At 66.0% G+C, this 18,644-nt stretch carries 16 protein-coding genes and 1 pseudogene; 8 read left to right on the top strand and 9 right to left on the bottom strand.

Annotated elements, in window-relative coordinates:
• The 4 genes and pseudogenes from aspA to LQ144_RS04840 all read right to left on the bottom strand — a co-directional run.
• Window positions 1–196: pseudogene (gene aspA / locus LQ144_RS04855) on the bottom strand (aspartate ammonia-lyase); the annotation flags it as partial.
• Between the two features lie 320 nt (window positions 197–516).
• Entirely contained in the window at window positions 517–1,227 is a 711-nt protein-coding gene (locus LQ144_RS04850; protein ID WP_230117436.1) for a FadR/GntR family transcriptional regulator, read from the bottom strand.
• Between the two features lie 66 nt (window positions 1,228–1,293).
• Window positions 1,294–1,740, bottom strand: coding sequence for an SRPBCC domain-containing protein (locus tag LQ144_RS04845; RefSeq protein ID WP_230117435.1), 447 nt, complete (start codon window positions 1,738–1,740; stop codon window positions 1,294–1,296).
• Window positions 1,741–1,811: 71 nt separating this feature from the next.
• Window positions 1,812–3,608, bottom strand: coding sequence for an ATP-dependent DNA helicase RecQ (locus LQ144_RS04840; RefSeq protein ID WP_230117434.1), 1,797 nt, complete (start codon window positions 3,606–3,608; stop codon window positions 1,812–1,814).
• A 246-nt stretch (window positions 3,609–3,854) separates the two neighbouring features.
• Between LQ144_RS04840 and LQ144_RS04835 the strand changes: the two genes are divergently transcribed.
• The 5 genes from LQ144_RS04835 (at window position 3,855) to LQ144_RS04815 (ending at window position 10,819) form a co-directional block, all read left to right on the top strand.
• Window positions 3,855–4,190 carry a cupin domain-containing protein gene (locus LQ144_RS04835; RefSeq protein ID WP_230117433.1) on the top strand — a complete coding sequence of 112 codons (336 nt, stop codon included), beginning with the start codon at window positions 3,855–3,857 and terminating at the stop codon, window positions 4,188–4,190.
• A 419-nt stretch (window positions 4,191–4,609) separates the two neighbouring features.
• Entirely contained in the window at window positions 4,610–5,695 is a 1,086-nt protein-coding gene (locus LQ144_RS04830; RefSeq protein WP_230117432.1) for a TM2 domain-containing protein, read from the top strand.
• A 325-nt stretch (window positions 5,696–6,020) separates the two neighbouring features.
• A complete protein-coding gene (locus tag LQ144_RS04825; RefSeq protein ID WP_230117431.1) occupies window positions 6,021–8,447 on the top strand; it encodes a hypothetical protein in 2,427 nt (808 codons plus the stop codon).
• A complete protein-coding gene (locus tag LQ144_RS04820; protein ID WP_230117430.1) occupies window positions 8,434–8,727 on the top strand; it encodes a hypothetical protein in 294 nt (97 codons plus the stop codon). The genes LQ144_RS04825 and LQ144_RS04820 overlap by 14 nt, the downstream gene beginning before the upstream one ends.
• A complete protein-coding gene (locus LQ144_RS04815; RefSeq protein ID WP_230117429.1) occupies window positions 8,714–10,819 on the top strand; it encodes an FAD-linked oxidase C-terminal domain-containing protein in 2,106 nt (701 codons plus the stop codon). The genes LQ144_RS04820 and LQ144_RS04815 overlap by 14 nt, the downstream gene beginning before the upstream one ends.
• An 87-nt stretch (window positions 10,820–10,906) precedes the next feature.
• On the opposite strand, the gene LQ144_RS04810 is transcribed toward LQ144_RS04815, so the two are convergent.
• From LQ144_RS04810 to LQ144_RS04795, 4 genes are all read right to left on the bottom strand, one after another.
• A complete protein-coding gene (locus LQ144_RS04810) occupies window positions 10,907–11,602 on the bottom strand; it encodes a hypothetical protein (RefSeq protein WP_230117428.1) in 696 nt (231 codons plus the stop codon).
• A gap of 47 nt (window positions 11,603–11,649) precedes the next feature.
• A complete protein-coding gene (locus LQ144_RS04805; RefSeq protein WP_230117427.1) occupies window positions 11,650–12,081 on the bottom strand; it encodes a DUF3592 domain-containing protein in 432 nt (143 codons plus the stop codon).
• A 120-nt stretch (window positions 12,082–12,201) separates the two neighbouring features.
• Complete coding sequence (locus LQ144_RS04800) at window positions 12,202–13,551, bottom strand: hypothetical protein (RefSeq protein ID WP_230117426.1); 1,350 nt, start codon at window positions 13,549–13,551, stop codon at window positions 12,202–12,204.
• 137 nt (window positions 13,552–13,688) lie between these two features.
• Window positions 13,689–14,822: a glycerophosphodiester phosphodiesterase family protein gene (locus tag LQ144_RS04795; RefSeq protein ID WP_230117425.1), complete on the bottom strand. Its 1,134-nt coding sequence runs from the start codon at window positions 14,820–14,822 to the stop codon at window positions 13,689–13,691.
• A 165-nt stretch (window positions 14,823–14,987) separates the two neighbouring features.
• Between LQ144_RS04795 and LQ144_RS04790 the strand changes: the two genes are divergently transcribed.
• Window positions 14,988–15,419, top strand: coding sequence for an ester cyclase (locus LQ144_RS04790; protein WP_230117424.1), 432 nt, complete (start codon window positions 14,988–14,990; stop codon window positions 15,417–15,419).
• 51 nt (window positions 15,420–15,470) lie between these two features.
• Window positions 15,471–15,887 (top strand): ester cyclase, encoded by a 417-nt coding sequence (locus LQ144_RS04785; protein ID WP_230117423.1) that lies wholly within the window; start codon window positions 15,471–15,473, stop codon window positions 15,885–15,887.
• Window positions 15,888–15,891: 4 nt separating this feature from the next.
• Here the strand turns inward: LQ144_RS04785 and LQ144_RS04780 are convergent, their stop codons facing one another.
• A complete protein-coding gene (locus tag LQ144_RS04780; protein ID WP_230117422.1) occupies window positions 15,892–16,977 on the bottom strand; it encodes a hypothetical protein in 1,086 nt (361 codons plus the stop codon).
• Window positions 16,978–17,225: 248 nt separating this feature from the next.
• Here LQ144_RS04780 and LQ144_RS04775 point away from each other — a divergent pair, with 248 nt between their 5' ends.
• Entirely contained in the window at window positions 17,226–18,590 is a 1,365-nt protein-coding gene (locus tag LQ144_RS04775) for an MFS transporter (RefSeq protein WP_230117421.1), read from the top strand.
• The last annotated feature ends 54 nt before the right edge of the window (window positions 18,591–18,644 follow it).

The following is an 18,644-nucleotide window of genomic DNA, read 5'->3' as shown; positions in this document are numbered from 1 at the left end:
TGCGGGCGGCGGCGAGTTTCACGGCGGCCAGGCCGCGGACCAGGTGCATGTTCGTGGACAGCGGCTGGCCGGTGATGGGGAAGTTCTCCACGGCCCGGAGCGTGTGCACACCCCAGTACGCGGCGGCTGGAACGTCCCGGTCACCCAGGAGATCATGCTCGGAACGGACGTCCGGAGCGGTATTGGTGATGGTCATGATGGGTCCTCACGGCTTCATTGACGGGATTGGACAGAAGTTATTGGTCTGCGGTGGAAGTTATTGGTCTGCGGTGGAAATCAGTGGTCTGTGGGGCCTGGGTGATGGCCGCCGCCCAGGACGCCGAACAGCGGTGCGCCGCATCATGGAGTAGCCGGGCATGCGCCACCGTCAGCAGCTGTTCAGGCAGCAGCGTCCCGGCAAGGTGGCCCGGCAAAGTGGTCCGGGCGGGGCGGATCAAGAACGTAGTTCAAGCAAGGCGGTCCAGACAACAGTGGTTGAGGCAACGCGGAGGCAGAAGGATTCAGCCGTCTCGATGGTTATTTCTCGCCGCCGGGGACGATGCTGACCAGAGCGCACTCCACCCCGTGGAGGTGCCTTGTCATTGCCCGGGACGCTTCCTGTGCGGATCCCCGCTCAATGGCATTGAAGATGCGCGTGTGTTCGGCGTCAGATGCCTTGCGCCGGTCAGCTACCAGGTTGAGGGTGTTCGACTGGTCCGCCATGGCCTCGCGGATGTCTGACAACACGCCTGCAAAGACGCCGTTGCCGCTGCACCGGGCTATGGTGGCGTGGAACTCGGCGTTCAGAAGCACCCAGTGCTGGAGGTCGTCCTCGTCCGCCATCGCATCAAGGATTTCGCGCAGTGCCTCCACATCCTCGGGAGTCCGGCGTTCGGCAGCCAAGGCAGCGGCCGGCACCTCGATGTGGGGGCGCGCCTCCACAAGGTCACGTGCCGAATACTTGCCGAGCTTGAGGTCCTGGGCAACGCGGTCGGCGATGACGAACGTGCCTTTTCCCGTGTACGTTGCCGTCAGCCCGAGTGCGTTGCACGAACGAAGTGCTTCACGGACCATGGACCGGCTCACGCCGTACTGCTGTGCCAGGGATGCCTCGGAATCCAGCCTGGCGCCGACGGGGATCTTGCCGCCTTCGATGGCGTTTCGGAGGGAGGTGAACACGGCTTCGGCGGCGCCGACCCGGATCACCTTGTCTTGTCCAACTGTCCAGCTGTCCAACAGGTTGCTCATGCAAGAAATATGGCACGGGTCACGTCTCCCTGTCAACGTGTGACGGCGCGCCCTGTCGTCGATTTCCTAGGCCCTGGCCAGCATCCGGAGTTTATCGAAGCTCTCGGTCCAGCCGTCCCGGTGCAGGGTAAGGCGCTCCTCCGTCGCGAACCCAGTCTGCGAGAGCGTGAGAAGCGTGGCGTTACCTGCGGTCTCAAGGGACAGTGTGACGACGGTTTCACGGTCGTCCGGAGTGGGTTCTTCCCAATGGAACGTATAGACGAGTCGATTCGGCGGGTCGTTCTCGAAAAACTCGCCGGCCAGGTGGAACAGATCGCCGTCCGGCGGTTGCATCGACAGGCGGTAAGCGCCGCCCTCGCGGAGGTTGACTTCCGCTTCAGGCGTCGTGAAGCCGCGCGGCCCCCACCATTTCACCAGTTCCGGCTGTTCGGTCAGCAGGCTGAAGATGCGCTCACGGGGCGCATCGAGAGTACATTCCAAGGTCAGAACCAGTCCGCCTGGCTGTTCAGTCATGTTCCGACTCTGGCACCGGACGGTCCCGGGAGTAAGTGGCCTTCCCCTTCCTGATTCGGCGGGGCTGGCCGTCACTTCGCGAGTGTCAGCAGCTTGCCCTCCTGGACGGCCTGCCGGGACAGCGTCTTGTAGCCTTCCTGCTCGAACAGCACGGTGATCACGTCCTCCTCGTGCCGCATCACCAGGCCCGGCCCCCACTCCTTGTGAACAACAGAGGCCTGGAGCGGGAACGGTTCCCCGCCCGCGGCGGCCGCGGCGCCGTCGTCGTAATCCTCCTCGTAGGCGGAGCCGTCGGCGCAGTTGTCGCAGTTGCCGCAGGGCTCGGGGAGGTCCTCGCCGAAGTAGCCCAGCAGGAACTGGCGCCGGCAGGAGTCAGTCTCGGCATAGCCGCGCATCATCTCGATGCGCGAGCGGTCCACGCGCTGGCGCGCTTCGGCGAGTTCGACGGCGCGCTCCACCACCGCGGGCAGCTTGGCGCCGGATTCCAGCCGGATGCCGCGCTTGCCGGTCTTCACGGCGCGCGTCTCCTGCAGCTGGTTCAGCAATCCGGTGAGCTTCCGCGGGGAAAAGCCGGTCTGCCCGGCAAGGGCTTTCTGCTTCAACGGTCCGTCAGCGGCGCGCAGGACAACAAGAACAGCCATGAGCGATTCCTCGTCCGGAGTGTGCGTGCCGAAGAATTTGCGCAGGCCCAAGTCTTCGAGCCGGTAGTGCAGGACGGCGGCGGCCGGTTCGCCGTCGCGCCCCGAGCGGCCGATCTCCTGGTAGTAGCTGTCCAGGGAATCGGGGATGTCGGCGTGGATGACGAAGCGGACGTTGGGCTTGTCGATGCCCATGCCGAACGCGGTGGTGGCCACCACGAGGTCGAGCCCGTCGTCGAGGAACTGCTCGTGGGCGCGGTCCCGCTCACTCTGTTTCCGCCCGGCGTGGTAGGCCTCTGCGCGCAGCCCGCGCTCGGTGAGCTCAGCGGCGTACGCCTCGGTGTCCTTGCGGGTGGCGGCGTAGAGCAGGCCCGGACCCTTGAGTTCAGCCACCTGCTCCACCACGGCGCGGCGCTTGTCCCGGTCCTCAAGGTGGCGGACCACGTCGAGCCGGATGTTGGGCCGGTCGAAGCCGTGGACCAGGACCAGCGCGTCCTTCATGCGCAGGCGCTGCTGGATTTCGTCGCGGACCGGGGGAGAGGCGGTGGCGGTGAGGCCGACGACGGGCGGGTTGCCCAGCTGCCCACGGACCTCGCCGAGTCGGAGGTAGTCGGGGCGGAAATCGTGGCCCCAGGACGAGACGCAGTGGGCCTCGTCCACCACGAACAGCGAGACGTTCAGGGCGGCGAGGCGCTCCACGGTTTCGGTCTTGGCCAGCTGCTCGGGGGCGAGGAAGAGGAAGACGGCGTCGCCGCGTTCGGCGGCTTCCCAGGCGCCGTTCACTTCGGAATCGCTGCGGCCCGAGTTGATGGCGACGGCGGCGTCCCCGCCGAGGTCCTCCAGCAGGCCGTCCAGCTGGTCCTCCTGCAGCGCGATCAGCGGGGAAACGACGACGGCGGGACCGCCTGCGGGGGCATCCGGGCTTCCGCTGTGGCCGGCTCGGTTTTGGTGCAGGTGCAGCGCGGCCACCTGGTAGATGGCCGACTTTCCGTAGCCGGTGGGCATCACGGCGAGGACATCGCGGCCGGCGGCAAGCGCGCGCATCCCGGCGAGCTGGCCGTCGCGGAGGTGGGGGAGTCCGAAGGTTCCGGCAGCGAGCTGGCGGAGGCCGGCGTCGTAATCGGTGGTGTTTTCGGTGGGGGTGGCGTTGGTGTCACTGGCATGGGTGTCACTGGCGGCAGCGGGGGCGAGGGCCTCGGTCATGGTGGCAGCTCCGTGGGTGCGATCCATTGGCCGGGTGTCTTCAGCCGTGGAATCTACCCTAGTCCCAGGTTCGCCGGGCGTCATGTCGGTGAACTCCGGCCGGCACCTCCCTGCCGGCCGCAGTTCATCGGTTCAAGGGTCAGCGGTCAGAGGGGCCGTGGGCTTCGGACTGGGGCGGGGAACCGCCTGGGGGCGTGAACTCTTACGGTGGCCTGGGCGGGCCTGGAGCGATTGCCCATTTCCCTGCGCCCCGCCGGTGGGTACGGTTGCCCCATGCAGAAGATTTCGATTGACGCACTGGCCACGCAGCAGCTCGAGGCTGCAGTTTCGGCCGGCAGCGGGCGGGCTGCCGACACCGTGTTCGGCGGGCACGAGAAGGTGATGCGCCAAACGGTCATGGCGCTTAAAGCGGGGACGAGTCTCAGTGAGCACCAGAACCCCGGCGAGGCAACCATTTTTGTCCTCCGCGGCTCGCTTTGGCTGCGGTCCGGCGGCGAATCCTGGCAGGGCAAAACAGGTGATTTGCTGATCATTCCGGACGGGCTGCACAGCCTGGACGCAGAGGAAGATTCAGCCTTTTTGATGACGGTGGCGAAGATCAGGCAGTAGGCACTGGTGACGTTCGCCGCACCGGCGTGGACAGTGCTGTTTTGACTGTCCGGGCACGTGTAATATCCCTTCAGGGGGCGGAGACGCCGGAGCGTCAAACTGGGGGACATCAGCGCATGTGCAAGCGATAAAGCCGTGTGAAATCAGTCGTGAAAACACTCTAGTGGGATCACTCGTGTCACTTCCGGTGAACTCACTCCTGTGACTCACTGCGCCGTCCTGACTCATTGCGCCGTCCGGAACCAGCCAGCCCTCAAAAGCTGAGAGTCCGGGCGGTCCCCAGCGCTACCTGCAAACTCCCCTTCCCGCCGAGCCGATGGTCCGCCAAACGGCTCAGCAGCCACCCGCGGCACTCGCCGCAAACCCATCACCCCGCCCAAATCGGTGACCCCTGCCGTCGCCAGCCCGAAAGGACAGCCATGAGCCAGCCCGGCCAGACCCCGCCTCCACCTCCGCCGGCGCCCGACTACACCACCTATGGTGCGCTGGGGTTTTTTGAAGGCCAGCAGAGCCCCGGCGGGTTTGGGCAGGGGCAGTACGCGGGCAAGCAGTACGCTCCGCAGTTCGGGGCGGCTCCGGAGAAGTTCTTCGTCACCACCTGGCTGCTGTCCCTGTTCCTCGGCGGCCTGGGCGTGGACCGCTTCTACCTTGGCAAGATCGGCACAGGCATTGCCAAGCTGCTGACTGCCGGCGGCTTGGGCTTCTGGACCCTCATTGACCTGATCCTCATCCTGGCGGGGAAGCAGCGGGACAAGGCCGGCCGGCCGTTGGCGGGCTATGCGCAGCACAGGGTGGTGGCGATTGCCGTCTCCGCGGTGCTCGTGGTGGGCGGCAGCCTCGTGGGTGCCGTCATCGGGGCCGGCGCGGCACTGGCCATCAACAGCGCCGGCACGTCGCCGATCGTCTCGGCTGCGCCTCTCACGGACGAGTCCGCGGCTCCGTCTCCTTCCGCGTCGGCTGGGGCATCCGAGGAAGCTGTTGCCGGCGATGACCGTCCCCGTCTGATTGCGCAGTCCTTCGCGGGAACCGGCGACGACGTCAAGACTGTGGACCTGAAGGGGATACCGGCGCTGGTGACCTTCACCTGCAAGGCGTGCTCGGGCAACACGGTTCTGGAGACGAACGGGGCCGAAATCATGCTCGTGAACACCGTCGGCGGCTACACCGGCTCCCACCTTGTGGACACCAGCACCGGTTCCGCAACCTCCGAGTTCGCCATCAGCGCCGACGCAGCCTGGACCCTGAAGGTGGAGGATGTGGACGCCGTCCCCACGGCCACCGGCAAGGCAAGCGGGCACGGTGACAAAGTCATCTACTGGGACGCGCCCACCGACAAGGCTGCCATTACCAACAAGGGCGAAGGTCAGTTTCTGGTGGAGGGCTTCGGTGCCGACGCTCCGGAACTGCCGGTCGACGAGGATGGCACCTACAGCGGCACGGTCCAGCTGACGCCCGGCTTCGTGCAGATCAAGTCCGAGGGTGACTGGACGATTACGGCGAAGTAGCGCCTCTGAGCGGCCTCCGCCAAGGTGGATGCCCTGACCTTAACGACGAATGGCCCCGACAGACCTCTGAGTCTGCCGGGGCCATTTTGCATGTCGGAGTCGCAGGCCATCGCCTTTATCGACCGTCAGCAGGCACATTCAACCTGCCAAAACCGCTCTTTCCCTTTATCCGTTACGAGCGCAAAATTAGCCACAACGGCTCCTAAGGTCGGCGAAAACCATGAGCAGAGAACTTTCGAATGCAGCTGCTTCGATACCTGTGGCAGTATCAGAAACCTTCCTCGATCGACACCGGCTGCGAAAAGCCAGGGCCTTACTCCTAGGCATGTTGCTGTCACTTGCCGTGCTATTCGTCCCTGCCGGACCAGGGTTCGTCGTGGGCCGGGCGGACGCAGCAGGTGAGACGGCGGGCGCAATCGCCGCACCAGCGCAGCCCCTTCAAGACGCGTGCAAAAAGGCCCAGGAGCTCACGAGCAACAAGAGACCCGCGGATGCGCTGGCGCTTATCGACAAGATTCGCGGGCCAGTGCCTCAACAGGCCCAGACCATGAGCACGGCGTGCGAGGAACAACGGCTCAACGCCATCCTGAAGGCCCAGCAGATGGCAGACGAGCCCCAGAAACCCGAGACCAACCCTGCGAAGCAGGCGGCCAATGACTGGGACCGCTTTGTCAAGAACGTTGCTACCCCGTTGTCAGGTGCGGGGCTGGCGTTGCTTGGCCTTGTGGTTTTCTTTCTGCTCATCGGGAGGCTTCTCGCCTTTGTCCCGAAGATGCCTTTTTTCAAAGTTACTTCTGTGCTGCGGGCAGTGCTGCTATTTGCCGGTCTGGGACTGATATTCGGGGGTTCCTATTGGATAGTTTCCGTGCTGGCGGCGCTGAAAGCAGAGAGTTTAGACGCAGGCACCTTCTGGGCGCTCGCCGGCGTGTGCCTGGTCCCTTTCGCCGGTGCAGCGTCCCTGGCCTTCTATCTCAGCAGCAGGCTTCGCATCTCGCTGGAGGTTCGCGGCGACGACGACGAGCCAAGCAAAGCTGACGCCTCTTATGTTGCCGCACTCCTCGACGAACTTGGCGCCGCACCTCCGCGCGGAATCGAGGTCCCTCAGGGCACAGATGTGTCGGCACTGGGAGACAGCGCCCTCACCGTCGCACTCAGCAACAAGGTTCTGGCGGCGGCCCAAAAGATACTGACTTCAATATTTGGTGTCACGCCGTGGAACGTGGTGGTTTCGCCTGCCAACGAGAATTCGATAACGGTTGCCATGACGCGCAACAGTTGGGCGGTGGCCGCGGCCACCATAGACCGGACGGCACTTGGCCTGCCGGGGAAGGCGGGGGGAGGAGCGGCGCCGGCCGGAAAGGGATCGCAGGCGAAACCGGGCTCTGGAACAGCGTCGGAGCTGCACAAAATGGCTGCCGCCTTCGTGCTCGTCACGCTGGCAGGCAAGCACCACGGATTCGAGGGATTGTGCGGTGCGACGGACTGGCGGAGTCTCGGTTTGCATGACATAGCGACCACGGAGGAATGGGCAGCAGGGGATCCTGGGAGGACGCTCTTGGGTAAGGCCATTGATTTGGACCCGGAGAACATGCTGGCAGAAATAGCGCTGCAAAACCGAATGTACCGGCACGCTACTGACTCACAAACATTCAAGAAGTATGCGGATTGGCTGTCTCACAAGGCCAAAGCGATGAGAAACGACATGGACGCCGAGACCAAGTCGGCGGCGGGCTACACGTGTCTGCTGTACCGGATTGAAATGACCTTCCTGAGCGCAGTTCTCAACTTGCCCGTGACGGACGAATTCAAGGCGCTACGTTCACAAGCCCGGGCACGTGCCCATGATCTGCTGAACTCGCTCGAGCCCGGCAGGCGCGTTCGCGTCCCCGGACCACTGGCTCACGGCATGCGCCTGCATGCTGCACTCGCTTACCACGACCTTTTCGGAGCCGGCAGCGGCGTAGCATCCGACGCGGAAGCCGACGCGGGCGCCAAAGCCTGGGAGAAAATAGCAAGCCCGTCCACTGGCCACCCGCTCCCGTACTTCGTCACTTGGTACAACGAGGCATGCGCCTCACTCGCGCCCGGCGCGGCTTACGCTGCCGCCTGCAGCATTGCCAGGAAGGGCGGACTGGCTAGCGAAGCCGAAGTCACGGAGAAGCTGAGGTATGCCTTTACGATCCCGGGACTCAAGGTATGGGCGCGGCAGGATCCCGAGCTGAAGGACCTCCGTTCCAGCCCGGCCTTTCTTCAGTTTCTGGGCGTGACGGCCCGGCAGGACTTCTGGAAGCTGGAGGCATTCGCGCCCTATGAGAAGCAGCTCCGGGAAGCAGGCCTAGCAAAGCCCGGTGACCTGCACCAGAAGGAAGTGGGGCAGAGTGACATCAGCGCCTACCTTCAGGTAAGCCCCTTGGTCCTCAAACGGCTGTGCAGGCTGGCGGCGCTTGTGCGCCGGGCGGAAGCCGTGCCAGGCAGCGGAGATGCCTGGCACATCTACCCGTTCCGGGTGGAAGTGGTGGGCGCGCTGGTGCACGCAGGGATTGAATCGCCGAAGACCATCCAGGATCCATGGATAGCGGAGAATGCCTCGGACGCGGCTGGCTCCGGCGACCCGGGCCCGTTCATCACAGGGCTAAGGGAAGGCATCAAACAGCGGGTCCTGATGGCACCGGACGCCAGCCAGCTGAAGGCGTGGCTGCGCCAGCTGAAGGAGACACCTGAGGACTACGCTGGCCAATATGAAGCAGACTGACGCTACCGCCGCTACGGACGCCGCCGCCGTCGTACCTTCCGCTGAAGAGTCCGGCACGGTGCATAACGCCGCACAGCAGAAGGTGCTGGAAAGGTTGTTCGCAGCGGGGATCAGCGCCGACAGTTCGCCGCGCCGCCTGGCCGAGTACGCGTACGACGCCTCCAACTACCGGGTGCCGCCGCTGGCCGTGGTGTTCCCGCGGTCCGTGGAGGACGTGGAGGCAGCGCTCGCGGTGTGCCGGGAGACCGGGACCCCGCCCGGCCGCTGTGGAAGGCATTGACGAGGCGATCGTGGACACCATGCGCTTCCGCCGCGGCGAGGGCGCGGTGCTGGGGCTGCCGGAGGGCAAGGCCTGGCTGTACGTGGACCTCGACGGCGACGACCCCGCCGAAGTCGCGGCCGAGGCCAACAGGCTGCTCGAGCGGCTGCGGCAGAACGGGCGCCTCGTGGCGGGCCGGCCCGTTCCCGACCCAACCCAGCGGGCATCGCTGTGGCGCGTGCGCGAGGACGGCGCCGGGCTGTCGTCCCGTCTTTCCACAGGCGGTGAGTCCTGGCCCGGGTGGGAGGATTCCGCCGTCGCGCCGGAGAACCTGGCCGACTATCTGGCGGACTTTCGCGGACTGCTGGACAGCTACGGCCTGCAGGGCGTCATGTACGGGCACTTCGGCGCCGGTTGCATGCACATCCGCATCACGTACGACCTGCGCGCGGCGGAGGGCCGGGACGTGTTCCGTCGGTTCTCGGCCGACGCCGCGCGGCTGGTGGTGCGGCACGGCGGCTCGCTCTCCGGCGAGCACGGCGACGGCCGGGCCCGGTCGCAGCTGCTGCCGCTCATGTATTCGCCGCGGATGCTGGAGGCGTTTGCCGCCTACCGCAGCCTGTGGGACCCGGCGGGCATCCTGAACCCGGGGTCACTCACGGACCCGGACCCGATGGATGAGAACCTGTCGCTGGACGGCGTGCCGGAGCGGGAGTGGCGTACCAGCTTCGACCTCCGGCCGCTGCACTCCGGCGGCGGGTCGGCTGCGGAGACGGACAACCCGGCGCACGCCGGTGGTAGCGGGATCGACCCGTGGGTCCACGCCGTCCAGGGTTGCATCGGCGTGGGCCGCTGCCGCACGGACGCCGGCGGCGTGATGTGCCCCAGCTACCGGGCCACCCGCGACGAGAAGGACTCCACCCGCGGCCGTTCCCGGGTGCTGCAGGACATGGTCCGCGGGGCGCGCACCGTGGAGGAGGGCTGGAAGTCCGAGGAGGTCCGCGAGGTCCTGGACCTCTGCCTGTCCTGCAAGGCGTGCTCCAGCGACTGCCCCACGGGCGTGGACATGGCCAGCTACAAGTCGGAATTCTTCGACCACTACTACCGGGGCCGGATGCGTCCGATCTCGCACTTCTCCCTGGGCTGGCTGCCTCGCTGGCTGAAGATCACCGGCCGCACGGCGCCGCTGGTCAACGCCGTACTGGCCACGCCGCTGGCGAAGGTGGCAGCCACGCTGGGCGGGATGACCACCGAACGTTCCATGCCACGGTTCGCCGGCGGCAGCGAATGGCGCAAGCAGGTTGCCGCGGCCGGCGTGGTGATGCCGGGCAGGAACGGCAGGAGGCACGACGGCGGGACTCGCCTGAGTGCCGGCGGTGCCGGTGCAGTCAATACAGACGACGGCGTGGTGCTGTTCGTGGACACGTTCACCAGGGGTTTCCGCCCCGAGGTCGCAGGCGCAGCTGCCCGCGTGCTTACCGCCGCGGGGGAGCGGACCGAGTGCTCGGCCGACGCGTGCTGTGGTCTGACCTGGATCTCCACCGGCCAGCTCGACACCGCAGAGAAGCTGCTGGGCAAGGCCGCCGAAGTGCTCGACGACGGCACGGACCGCCCCATTGTGGTGGTGGAGCCCAGCTGTGCGGCCGCGCTGCGCAAGGATCTGCCGGAGTTGGTCCACACGGACCAGGCCAAACGGGTGGCGGCACGGGTGCGGAGCTTCGCTTCGCATGTGGACCAGCTGGCACGGGCCGGCTGGTCGCCGGCGCCGTCCGAACCGCTGCCGGAGCAGGTGGTGCTGCAGACGCACTGCCACGAGTACTCGGTTTTTGGTGCCGGAACACAGCGCGCCGCGCTGACCGCCGTCGGCATCACCGACGTGGTGGACGCCACCGGGTGCTGCGGCGTGGCAGGCAACTTCGGCTTCGAGAAGGAGCACTTCGAAGTGAGCATGCTGGTGGCCGAGCAGGCGCTGGCGCCGGCACTGCGCGAGACCAGCGGGGAGTCCGTGGTGCTGACGGACGGCTTCTCCTGCGCCATGCAGGTCAAGCACCTGGACACCGAGCGGCCCGGACGCCACCTCGCCCAGCTGCTCGACCCCGGCATCGCTGGTTGAGCTTGTCGAAACCGCATAGGTGACGCCCCTGGGCTGGTCGCCGGATCCCTAACGGAGCTCGCGGGCACTCCTCCCGCTGCGTCGCGGTTAGGCGGCGGGGTGGACGTGGACGATGATGACCTGGACGCCTTTGGCCCCGTTGTAGCGGAGGTCGTAGTTCACCTCAAGGCCAGTGGCGAAGCCCGACGTGATGGAAAAGTCGCTCTTACTGGCCGGGTCGCTCTCAGTGGAGCTGATCCAGCCTTCGGCGGATTCCTTGGCGATGCCGTAGCGCTGCACGCCGTCACGGATGAGCTCGTAGAACTCCTCCCTGGATCCCGCTGTGAGGAAGTACGTGACCTCGCTGAAGTCCGCCCGTGTTTCCCCCGAAAGGAAGCGGATCCTGTCCGTCTTTCCGGTGACCTCCCCGGCCGGACCCACGATCGTGAGATCGATCTTACCGGCACCCTTGGTGTTGATCTCGGGCCCGAAATTTTCGCTGACGCCCACGTTGACGGCAGCTTTCTCGAGAGTCCCAGAACTCATGTCCAGCCGGGCGGTCCGGCTCGCCTTGATCTGCTCGACGCCTGCGTCATCGAGCATGGAGAAGGCGCCGGGGGCGAGTGTAGCCGTCGTTGTGGACGTCCTCGGCCCGCTGGTCACGGTGCAGCCGGTCAGGAGCAGGCTGAACGCCAGCAGAGCGGCCGGGACGGGCGCTCTCCCTCGGAGGCCACCAGCCAGATGCTGTCGGCGCCTGAACTTACGCAGTGCGACTACGGCTGCTGCCGCCAGGATTTTGTTCACGATGTTGCTCCACGAGTTCGCTGTGCTTACGGGTGGCGGAAGGCGGATCAGCCCAGCGGGAAGACGCCGATGAACCAGAACAGGGCGACGGCAAAGACGGCGAAGAACAGACTCAGGCAGCCCAGCGCGGTTCTTGTCTGGGAGGAGACATGGAAAGACTCGTTGGGGTCGGCCGGGTTGTAGGCGACCTCCACCGGCGATCCGGGTACCGGCTGCTCCGCAAACGAGACCTCGGATTCTCCTCCGAACGGCCTACCGTGCTCGTCGGTGAACTGGTACGTGGGCCAGAAGCGCCGGTTGGGCGTCATGTTGCCGGTACCGCCGCTCCAGCCGGCGCGGCTGCCGGTCACGGTGGCCTGCACGCGCGGCCAATCGGCTGCCATCTGCTCGTGCTGTCTGTTCTTCCTGACCGCGTGGATGACGGAGTAAATGACGCCGGCAACGAACAGCGCCCAGATGACGTACAGCACGATTTTCAAGTGATCCCCCAAGGCTCACAAAGCAGTATGTCAGCTTGCCCTGCCTTCGGCAGCCTGCCGCGCCAACGGATGCCCGAGCCTGGCCACGGCACAAAGGCCTGGACAGGCCAAGCCGGGATGTCAGGGTTCTGGTCTGGCGGCGAAAGGCGGCGCGGTCTCAAACCATGCTCTGCCATGCCGGTATCGGAATGCGGATCCGGTATAGCCGGCTGGTCGGAGATCGATGATGTCCTGCGCCCCTGCCTCGGGGCGTAGTGGTTTGTCCCACCACGGGCCGAAGATTGCCGGATCGGCTTCACGCACAGGGGTGACTCCTGGGAAGTCCGCGTCGATGCGGCCGCCGTGCTTCCGGACGGGAATACCGGCAAAGGTGTGCCCGGCAAGGCCGTACAGGAGCAACCGTCTGGCATCCGGGTCTGCAGGTTCCGGCAGATCGGAGCCTGCATCCCACAGCCAGGTTTCCTCAGCGAGTGCGGTGAACTCCGTGGGAGTCAGCTCGTTGATCCGGTCGAGGCCATGTATTGGGCAGTAGTCCGCGGCAGGCACTCCTTCGTTCCACATGAGATCGTTCTCCCCATCGGGGAAGGCCCGGCGGAACTCCGCCAAACAGTTGCAGCCGGGCGCTTCAGCGGCCTCCATCGGCACCTGCCCGGCATCGTTTCTTGCGTATGGACACCATGACGCCACGCCGCGGCCGGAGGGTATTTCCCAGACCAAGCTCCGTCCCACCCGGCCATAGGCGTACGTCCGCCACACCTGACTGACCGCTTCGGCGATGGCGACGATGCTCGCCGCGGTTCCCGCCGCCGCAAAAAAGCTAGACGACGACGCTTCCCCCAGTTCCTCGTAGGTATGGCCAAGCTCCGTGGGCAACACCCCGAAGGCCAGTGCCCAGCCGCCGCACGCCGCAGCCAGAAACAGCGGAAGCCTCAGCAGGCCACGTCGAAGCGCCCGGTTTCCTGCCCGTACGGCGTTAGGGCCCACCGCCGTCGTGCGTCCCGTGAGGGAAGCCTGCGCGAGACGACAGACCGCACGCAACTGATGCCACGGCCGAGCAGCCGCACTGACGGCCCACAGGGCGGCTGCGGCAGCGCCCAGCCACCACACGACCGCTGACGCATAGCCGTCCAGGGTGTGCGGAATGGCAGCAGCCAGCAACACCAAGGGTGCAGCCACCAGTGCGTATCTGCGGAGCAGGAATCCGACGACAGAAAAACTCAAGGCGAGGAGAATGCTCGCCATCCCGAACATGTCGATGGCGCGGTAGGCGCCGGCCCAGGCAGGATCATCAAGGGTTTCCCACCCGCGGTCCACTATGAAGGCCCCGGCCGTCGTCAGCACGCCGATAAGCCACGCGAAAGTACCTTCCCGACGGACATGGGCTCGCCGCGGAAGTGCCGCCCACGCCTCAACACTGGGCCGCACGATGGCGCTGGTCAGTGCCACCTGCCCCTCCTCATCAATAGACACGGAGACGATCATGCCACGCCTGAGGGGTCTGCGATCCTCAGCGCGCCCAGCCGTTGATGTGGCGGCGTTGAGGAGACAAGTCGGCGGGCCGCCCCCGAAAGGGGACGACCCGCCGTCGTGCGTTGTGGCTGTAAAAGCTATGCGACAGGCGCGTATGCCTTCGGCAGCTTCAGCCCGCGCTGGTCCATGAGCGCACGCAGGCGGGTGGGGTAGTCGGTGATGATGCCGTCCACGCCGAGGTCCATGAGGCGTGCCATGTCCGCGGTGGTGTTGACGGTCCACGGGATGACGGGCAGGCCGAACTCGTGCGCGTCGGCGATCATCTGCGGGGTGACAGAGCGGAACGTGGGGGAGATGACGTCGTAGCCCTGCGCCTTGGCTGCCTTGGCCAGGGAGCCGTCGTAGTCGTCGATGTCGATGCCGCCGAGCTCGGGCGCGGCGCCGGGCTTGCCCACCTGCAGCCACGCGTCGCCGCTGGAGAGGGCCACGAGGGGAAGCTGCGGGGCGATCTTCTTGGTGTAGTTCAGCGTGGACCAGTCGAACGACTGCACGGTGGTGCGGGCGGACATGCCCGCCATGTAGATCTCGGTGACCACGGCCTTGGTGAGCGCCACCGAGCCTTCGCCGCCGGCCTTGCCGTCCTCCACCTTGGTCTCTACGTTGAAGCGGACCTTCTTGGCGCCGTAGTCGCGCACCAGCTGGAAGACGTCCTTGAGTTCGGCGATCCGGTTGCCCTCGATCACCTGCTGCTCCGGGTAGCCGGCCAGCTGCTTGAAACCGCAGTTCAGCGTCTTGATCTGGGCCAGCGACAGCTCGGCCACACGGTCGCCGACATACGGGAACTCGGCATCGCCCGGGGTGGCCGGCGCGGTGTCCGCGCACTTGTCCGCCTGGATGGTGTCGTCGTGCCAGACGATCACCTTGCCGTCGTCGGTTAGGTGGGTGTCCAGCTCCAGCGTGCTCACACCCAGCTTTAGCGAGTTGGCGAACGCGGCCAGGGATTCCTCGGTCCACTCGCCGCGGCCCCCGCGGTGGGCCTGCAGGTCAAAGGAGCCGTTGCGCTCCGTGGTCTTGATAGGGGCGGCGGTGCCTGCAGCGTTCGACGACGGCGTGCCGGCGTCGGCGTTCGGGGCGGCGACGGCGGGGCTCGCCAGCGAGGTGAAGAGGGCGACGGCGGCCGCTGCGGTCAGGACTGTGCGCATGGTGATGGTTCCTCCTGGAAGACGGTGGCCGGCGCTGAGCCGCCGACCCGTCCACAGTATGGAAGCCACGTGGACGCCTGTGTGCGGGGAGTTGGATTGGAGGTTAACAGGTGTGCTGACCATGCCGGCGGGCTGCCGATGAGGCCGTTGCGAGGGGTTTCGCCGGGCCATTGACTCCCGTATTGAACGGCCTACGATGAGGCGCATCAAGACATTTCAAGGAGGAGATGTGTGATGTCGATCGCTGATGTTGAGCAGGTTGATGACCGCGGGATGGCCGCGTGGGACCAGCATGATGCGGCTGGATTTGCCAGCCTGTTGGCCGAGGATTTTACGTTTTCCGATGTTTCCGCTCCGGAGCCCTTCCGCTCCCGCGACCAGGTGCAGTCCTACATGGAAGCTTGGTTTTCGGCGTTTCCGGACATGCGTTCCAAGACCACCAACAGGGTGGTGAGCGATGACAAGGTGGCTGCGGAAATTGTGTTCACTGGAACTAATACCGGGCCGCTGATGATGGGTGGCCGGGAGATCCCGGCGACCGGCAGAGCAGTAACCGGAACGGGCACGTACTTTGCCACCGTGAAGGACGGCAAGATCGCGACGTTCACTGCCCATCCGGACGTGGCAGCCCTGATGGGTCAGTTGGGCCTGCTGCCCGGGACCTAAGTGCACCCGGGGGGCAGTTTTGAACGGTTTCACGATATGGAGGAGACGAAAATGGCTGACGGGGCTGGACTGATAGAACGTTTTTACAGGGAGATAATCGAGGGCGGAAATCTCAATCTCATTGATGAGCTGGCGACGGACAACTACATCGATCACGAAGAGGCTCTCCCAGGGCAACCGCCGGGCAAGGATGGGGTCCGGTACTTCGTGGACGCGATCCGGACGGCGTTCCCGGATATCAAGGTTAAGACCATCGAGGCTTCCGTGGCCGGCGGAAACATGGAGGCCTGCCACGTAATTCTCACGGGTACGCATCGAGGCGAGATGGCCGGCATGGCAGCAACGGGCAGGAGCGTCGAATTTGGCACCACTGACATAATTCGCGTCGAGGACGGCAAGGTGGCCGAGCACTGGGGAACCACGGACAACTTGAGGCTCATGCAGCAGGTCGGCGCAATCCCTGAATAGTCCCTCACAGTGCGTCCGCGGCGGGACTGCCTTGTGCGGCAGTCTCCGTTGCGGAACGAGCAGGACTCCAGGAACTGAGGAGGGCGAGGCCTGCGGCCTCCGCTGCGCTCAGCACCACAGCACCCAGCCACAGCGAAACCGGCCAGCGGATGGCATCGGTCACCGCGAAGGCGACGAGCTGGCCCGTCCACAGCAGCGCCGCGGTTCCTGCGGTGATCGCGGGCAGCCGCCGGCGAAGCCAGGGTTCTGGCACCCGGGCAAGGAGCAGGTCAGCGACGACGGCGGCCACCGTGGCTCCCACTGCTCCGGCGATCGCAAAGGGGTGCAGGCCCACCATCACCACGGGCAGCCACGCTGCAGCGGCCACCAGCATGGTGACGACCCCGCGGGCAGGGCGCTTCGCCGTGGAGAGCGTGAAGAGGAACGGAGCAATGATCAGTGCCGTGGTCAGCAGGTAACTTGCCAGGGTGATGACCACCGGCATCTCCGACTGGTTGCGTCCGGGGCTGCCGAACGGTGTCGGGGTGAAGAGGGCCGTTGGCCCCGGCCGAACGAAGACGGAGACGTAAATCAGGAAGAACGCCCCCAGCCCGGTCATCAGTACGACGGCGAACAGCGCCGCCGGGGTCCACGCCACGTTCCCGGAGGGGCTGGTCGCCCGGGCGCTCCGGACGCCGGTGCCCAGGATGAGGAAGAGGCTGAAGCCCAGCAGCAGGTGGGTGGGGCTGACCAGGGCATCCAGCGAGACCTCGATGCCCAGGAGCTCGTGCCACAGCAGGTCCAGGCTGCCGGCGACAGCGAAGAGGATGAGCCCCACGACGGTTCCCCGGTAGCCGGCCGGAACAGCCTTCGCGAGAGGCTGCCCGGGCACCCGGTTGCGCCAGATCACGACGGCGGTCCACGCCGCCGTCGCCAGCATGCCGGAGTAGAGGGCTGCGTGCCACGGCGTGAAGAACGTCTCCAGGCTGGGCAGGTTCAGGTGCGCCCATCCGTCAAGGAAGACTGCCAGCAGCAGCCACAGTCCCAGGAGTTCTGTGACGAGGTCGCGGAGTGCGCCCGCTCGTGTGGTGTGCGCCGTATCGAGCATCATTGCCCACTTCCAGAAGCCATCAGGTGAGGGGATGGTACTGCTGCCCCGGTCGGCTCACAAGGCAAGAATGTTCAAGGCCCGCGTCGAGTACTCACAGCCGAATACTCTCACGGGGCCTTCAAACGGCAATGAAGCACCAGACGCTAATCCGGTTCAGAGCTGGTCGGTCACCACCGGCAATGAGGGTCCGCGGGCGCGCCCGTTCACAGAGTTCGTTGCGGAACCCTCGTGTGGGGAAGACTGTTGCCGTGAGCAACTCTTCCCGCACCGGCCTCGCCGTGGCCGGCCTCAGCCTGGGCACATCGCTAAACCCCCTGAACTCGTCAATGATCGCCGTCGCCCTGGTGGTCCTGCGCGAGGATTTCAGGCTCGACGTCGCCACGGTCACCTGGGTGATCACCGCCTTCTACATCACCTCGGCCGCGGGCCAGCCGCTGATGGGCAGGCTCGCCGACAGGTTCGGGCCACGGAAGCTCTTCATGCTGGGCATGGCGCTGGTGGCGGTGACCTGCGCGCTGGCGCCCTTCTCGCCCAACTTCGTGTTCGTCTGCATCGCCCGCGCCCTGATGGCGCTGGGGACGGCGACCGCATACCCGAGCGCCGTCGTCATGGTCGGTGCGCTGGCCCGGCAGGCGAACTCAACCTCCACCCGGCCGCTGGGCCGCATTCAGATGGCCAACACATCCGGGGCAGCGGTGGGCCCGGTGGTGGGCGGGCTGCTGGTGAGCCTGGTGGGCTGGCAAGCGCTGTTCCTGATCAACGTGCCGCTGGCGCTGGCCGCCCTGCTTATCGTCCGGAAGGTCGCACCCGCGGACGAGCCGCGGGAGCAGGGCAGCGTGGCCACCCTGGTGCGTGACTCGGACATCCCCGGCATCCTCGCGTTCGTGGGCGCCATGGTGCTGCTGCTGATGGGGCTCCTGAATGCATTGCCCGGGTTCCGCTGGTGGCTGCTGGGCGGCGCCATGCTGCTGGCCGTGCTGTTCGCCTGGCGCGAGCTGAGCTTCGGCAGGCCGTTTCTGGACCTGCGGCTGCTCGGCAGGAACCGTCCGCTGCTGCTGGTGTATCTGGGCTTCACGGTGTTCAGCGGGGTCTACTACTTCGCATTCTTCGGCCTGCCCCAATTGCTGCAGGAGGCCGCGGGCTACAACCCCGGCCTGGTGGGCGTGCTGATGCTGCCGCTCGCAGCCATGTCGGTAGTCATCACTCCGCTCGCGGTGCGCGCCATCGACCGGTTCGGTGTGCGGCGGGTGCTGATCGCCGGCGTCGTACTTCTGGCGGTGGCGGCAGCGGCACTCTGGCTGCTGACGGCGTCGTTCGCAATCCTGCTCGTGCTGGTGCTGACAGCGTTGATGGGCGTGCCGTACGGCTCAGTCAGCATCGCCTCCAACCAGGGGCTCTACCTCTCCGCCGCGCCGGAGGACAGGGGAGTGGCCGCCGGGATCTTCCAGACCTGCCGGTACGTCGGCGCCATCAGTGCCACCGTGATGATCGGCATCTTTTACGGCACCGGGGTGAACCAGGAGAACTGGGGCCGCATCGTTTTGGTGATGCTGGTGCTGAGCGGAGTGACGTTCGTGGTGTCGCTGCTGTGGCGGGAGCGCAAGGCGGCGTAGGGAGACAGAAGTTGGCTTAACGCCAGCCGGGTCGTGCCCGGTCGATGCAGCCGC

This window comes from Arthrobacter sp. Bi83, from assembly GCF_918698095.1.
Lineage (GTDB): Bacteria > Actinomycetota > Actinomycetes > Actinomycetales > Micrococcaceae > Arthrobacter.
The sequence above is the reverse complement of the archived record's forward strand: the minus strand, read 5'-3'. Positions and strand labels throughout refer to the sequence as shown.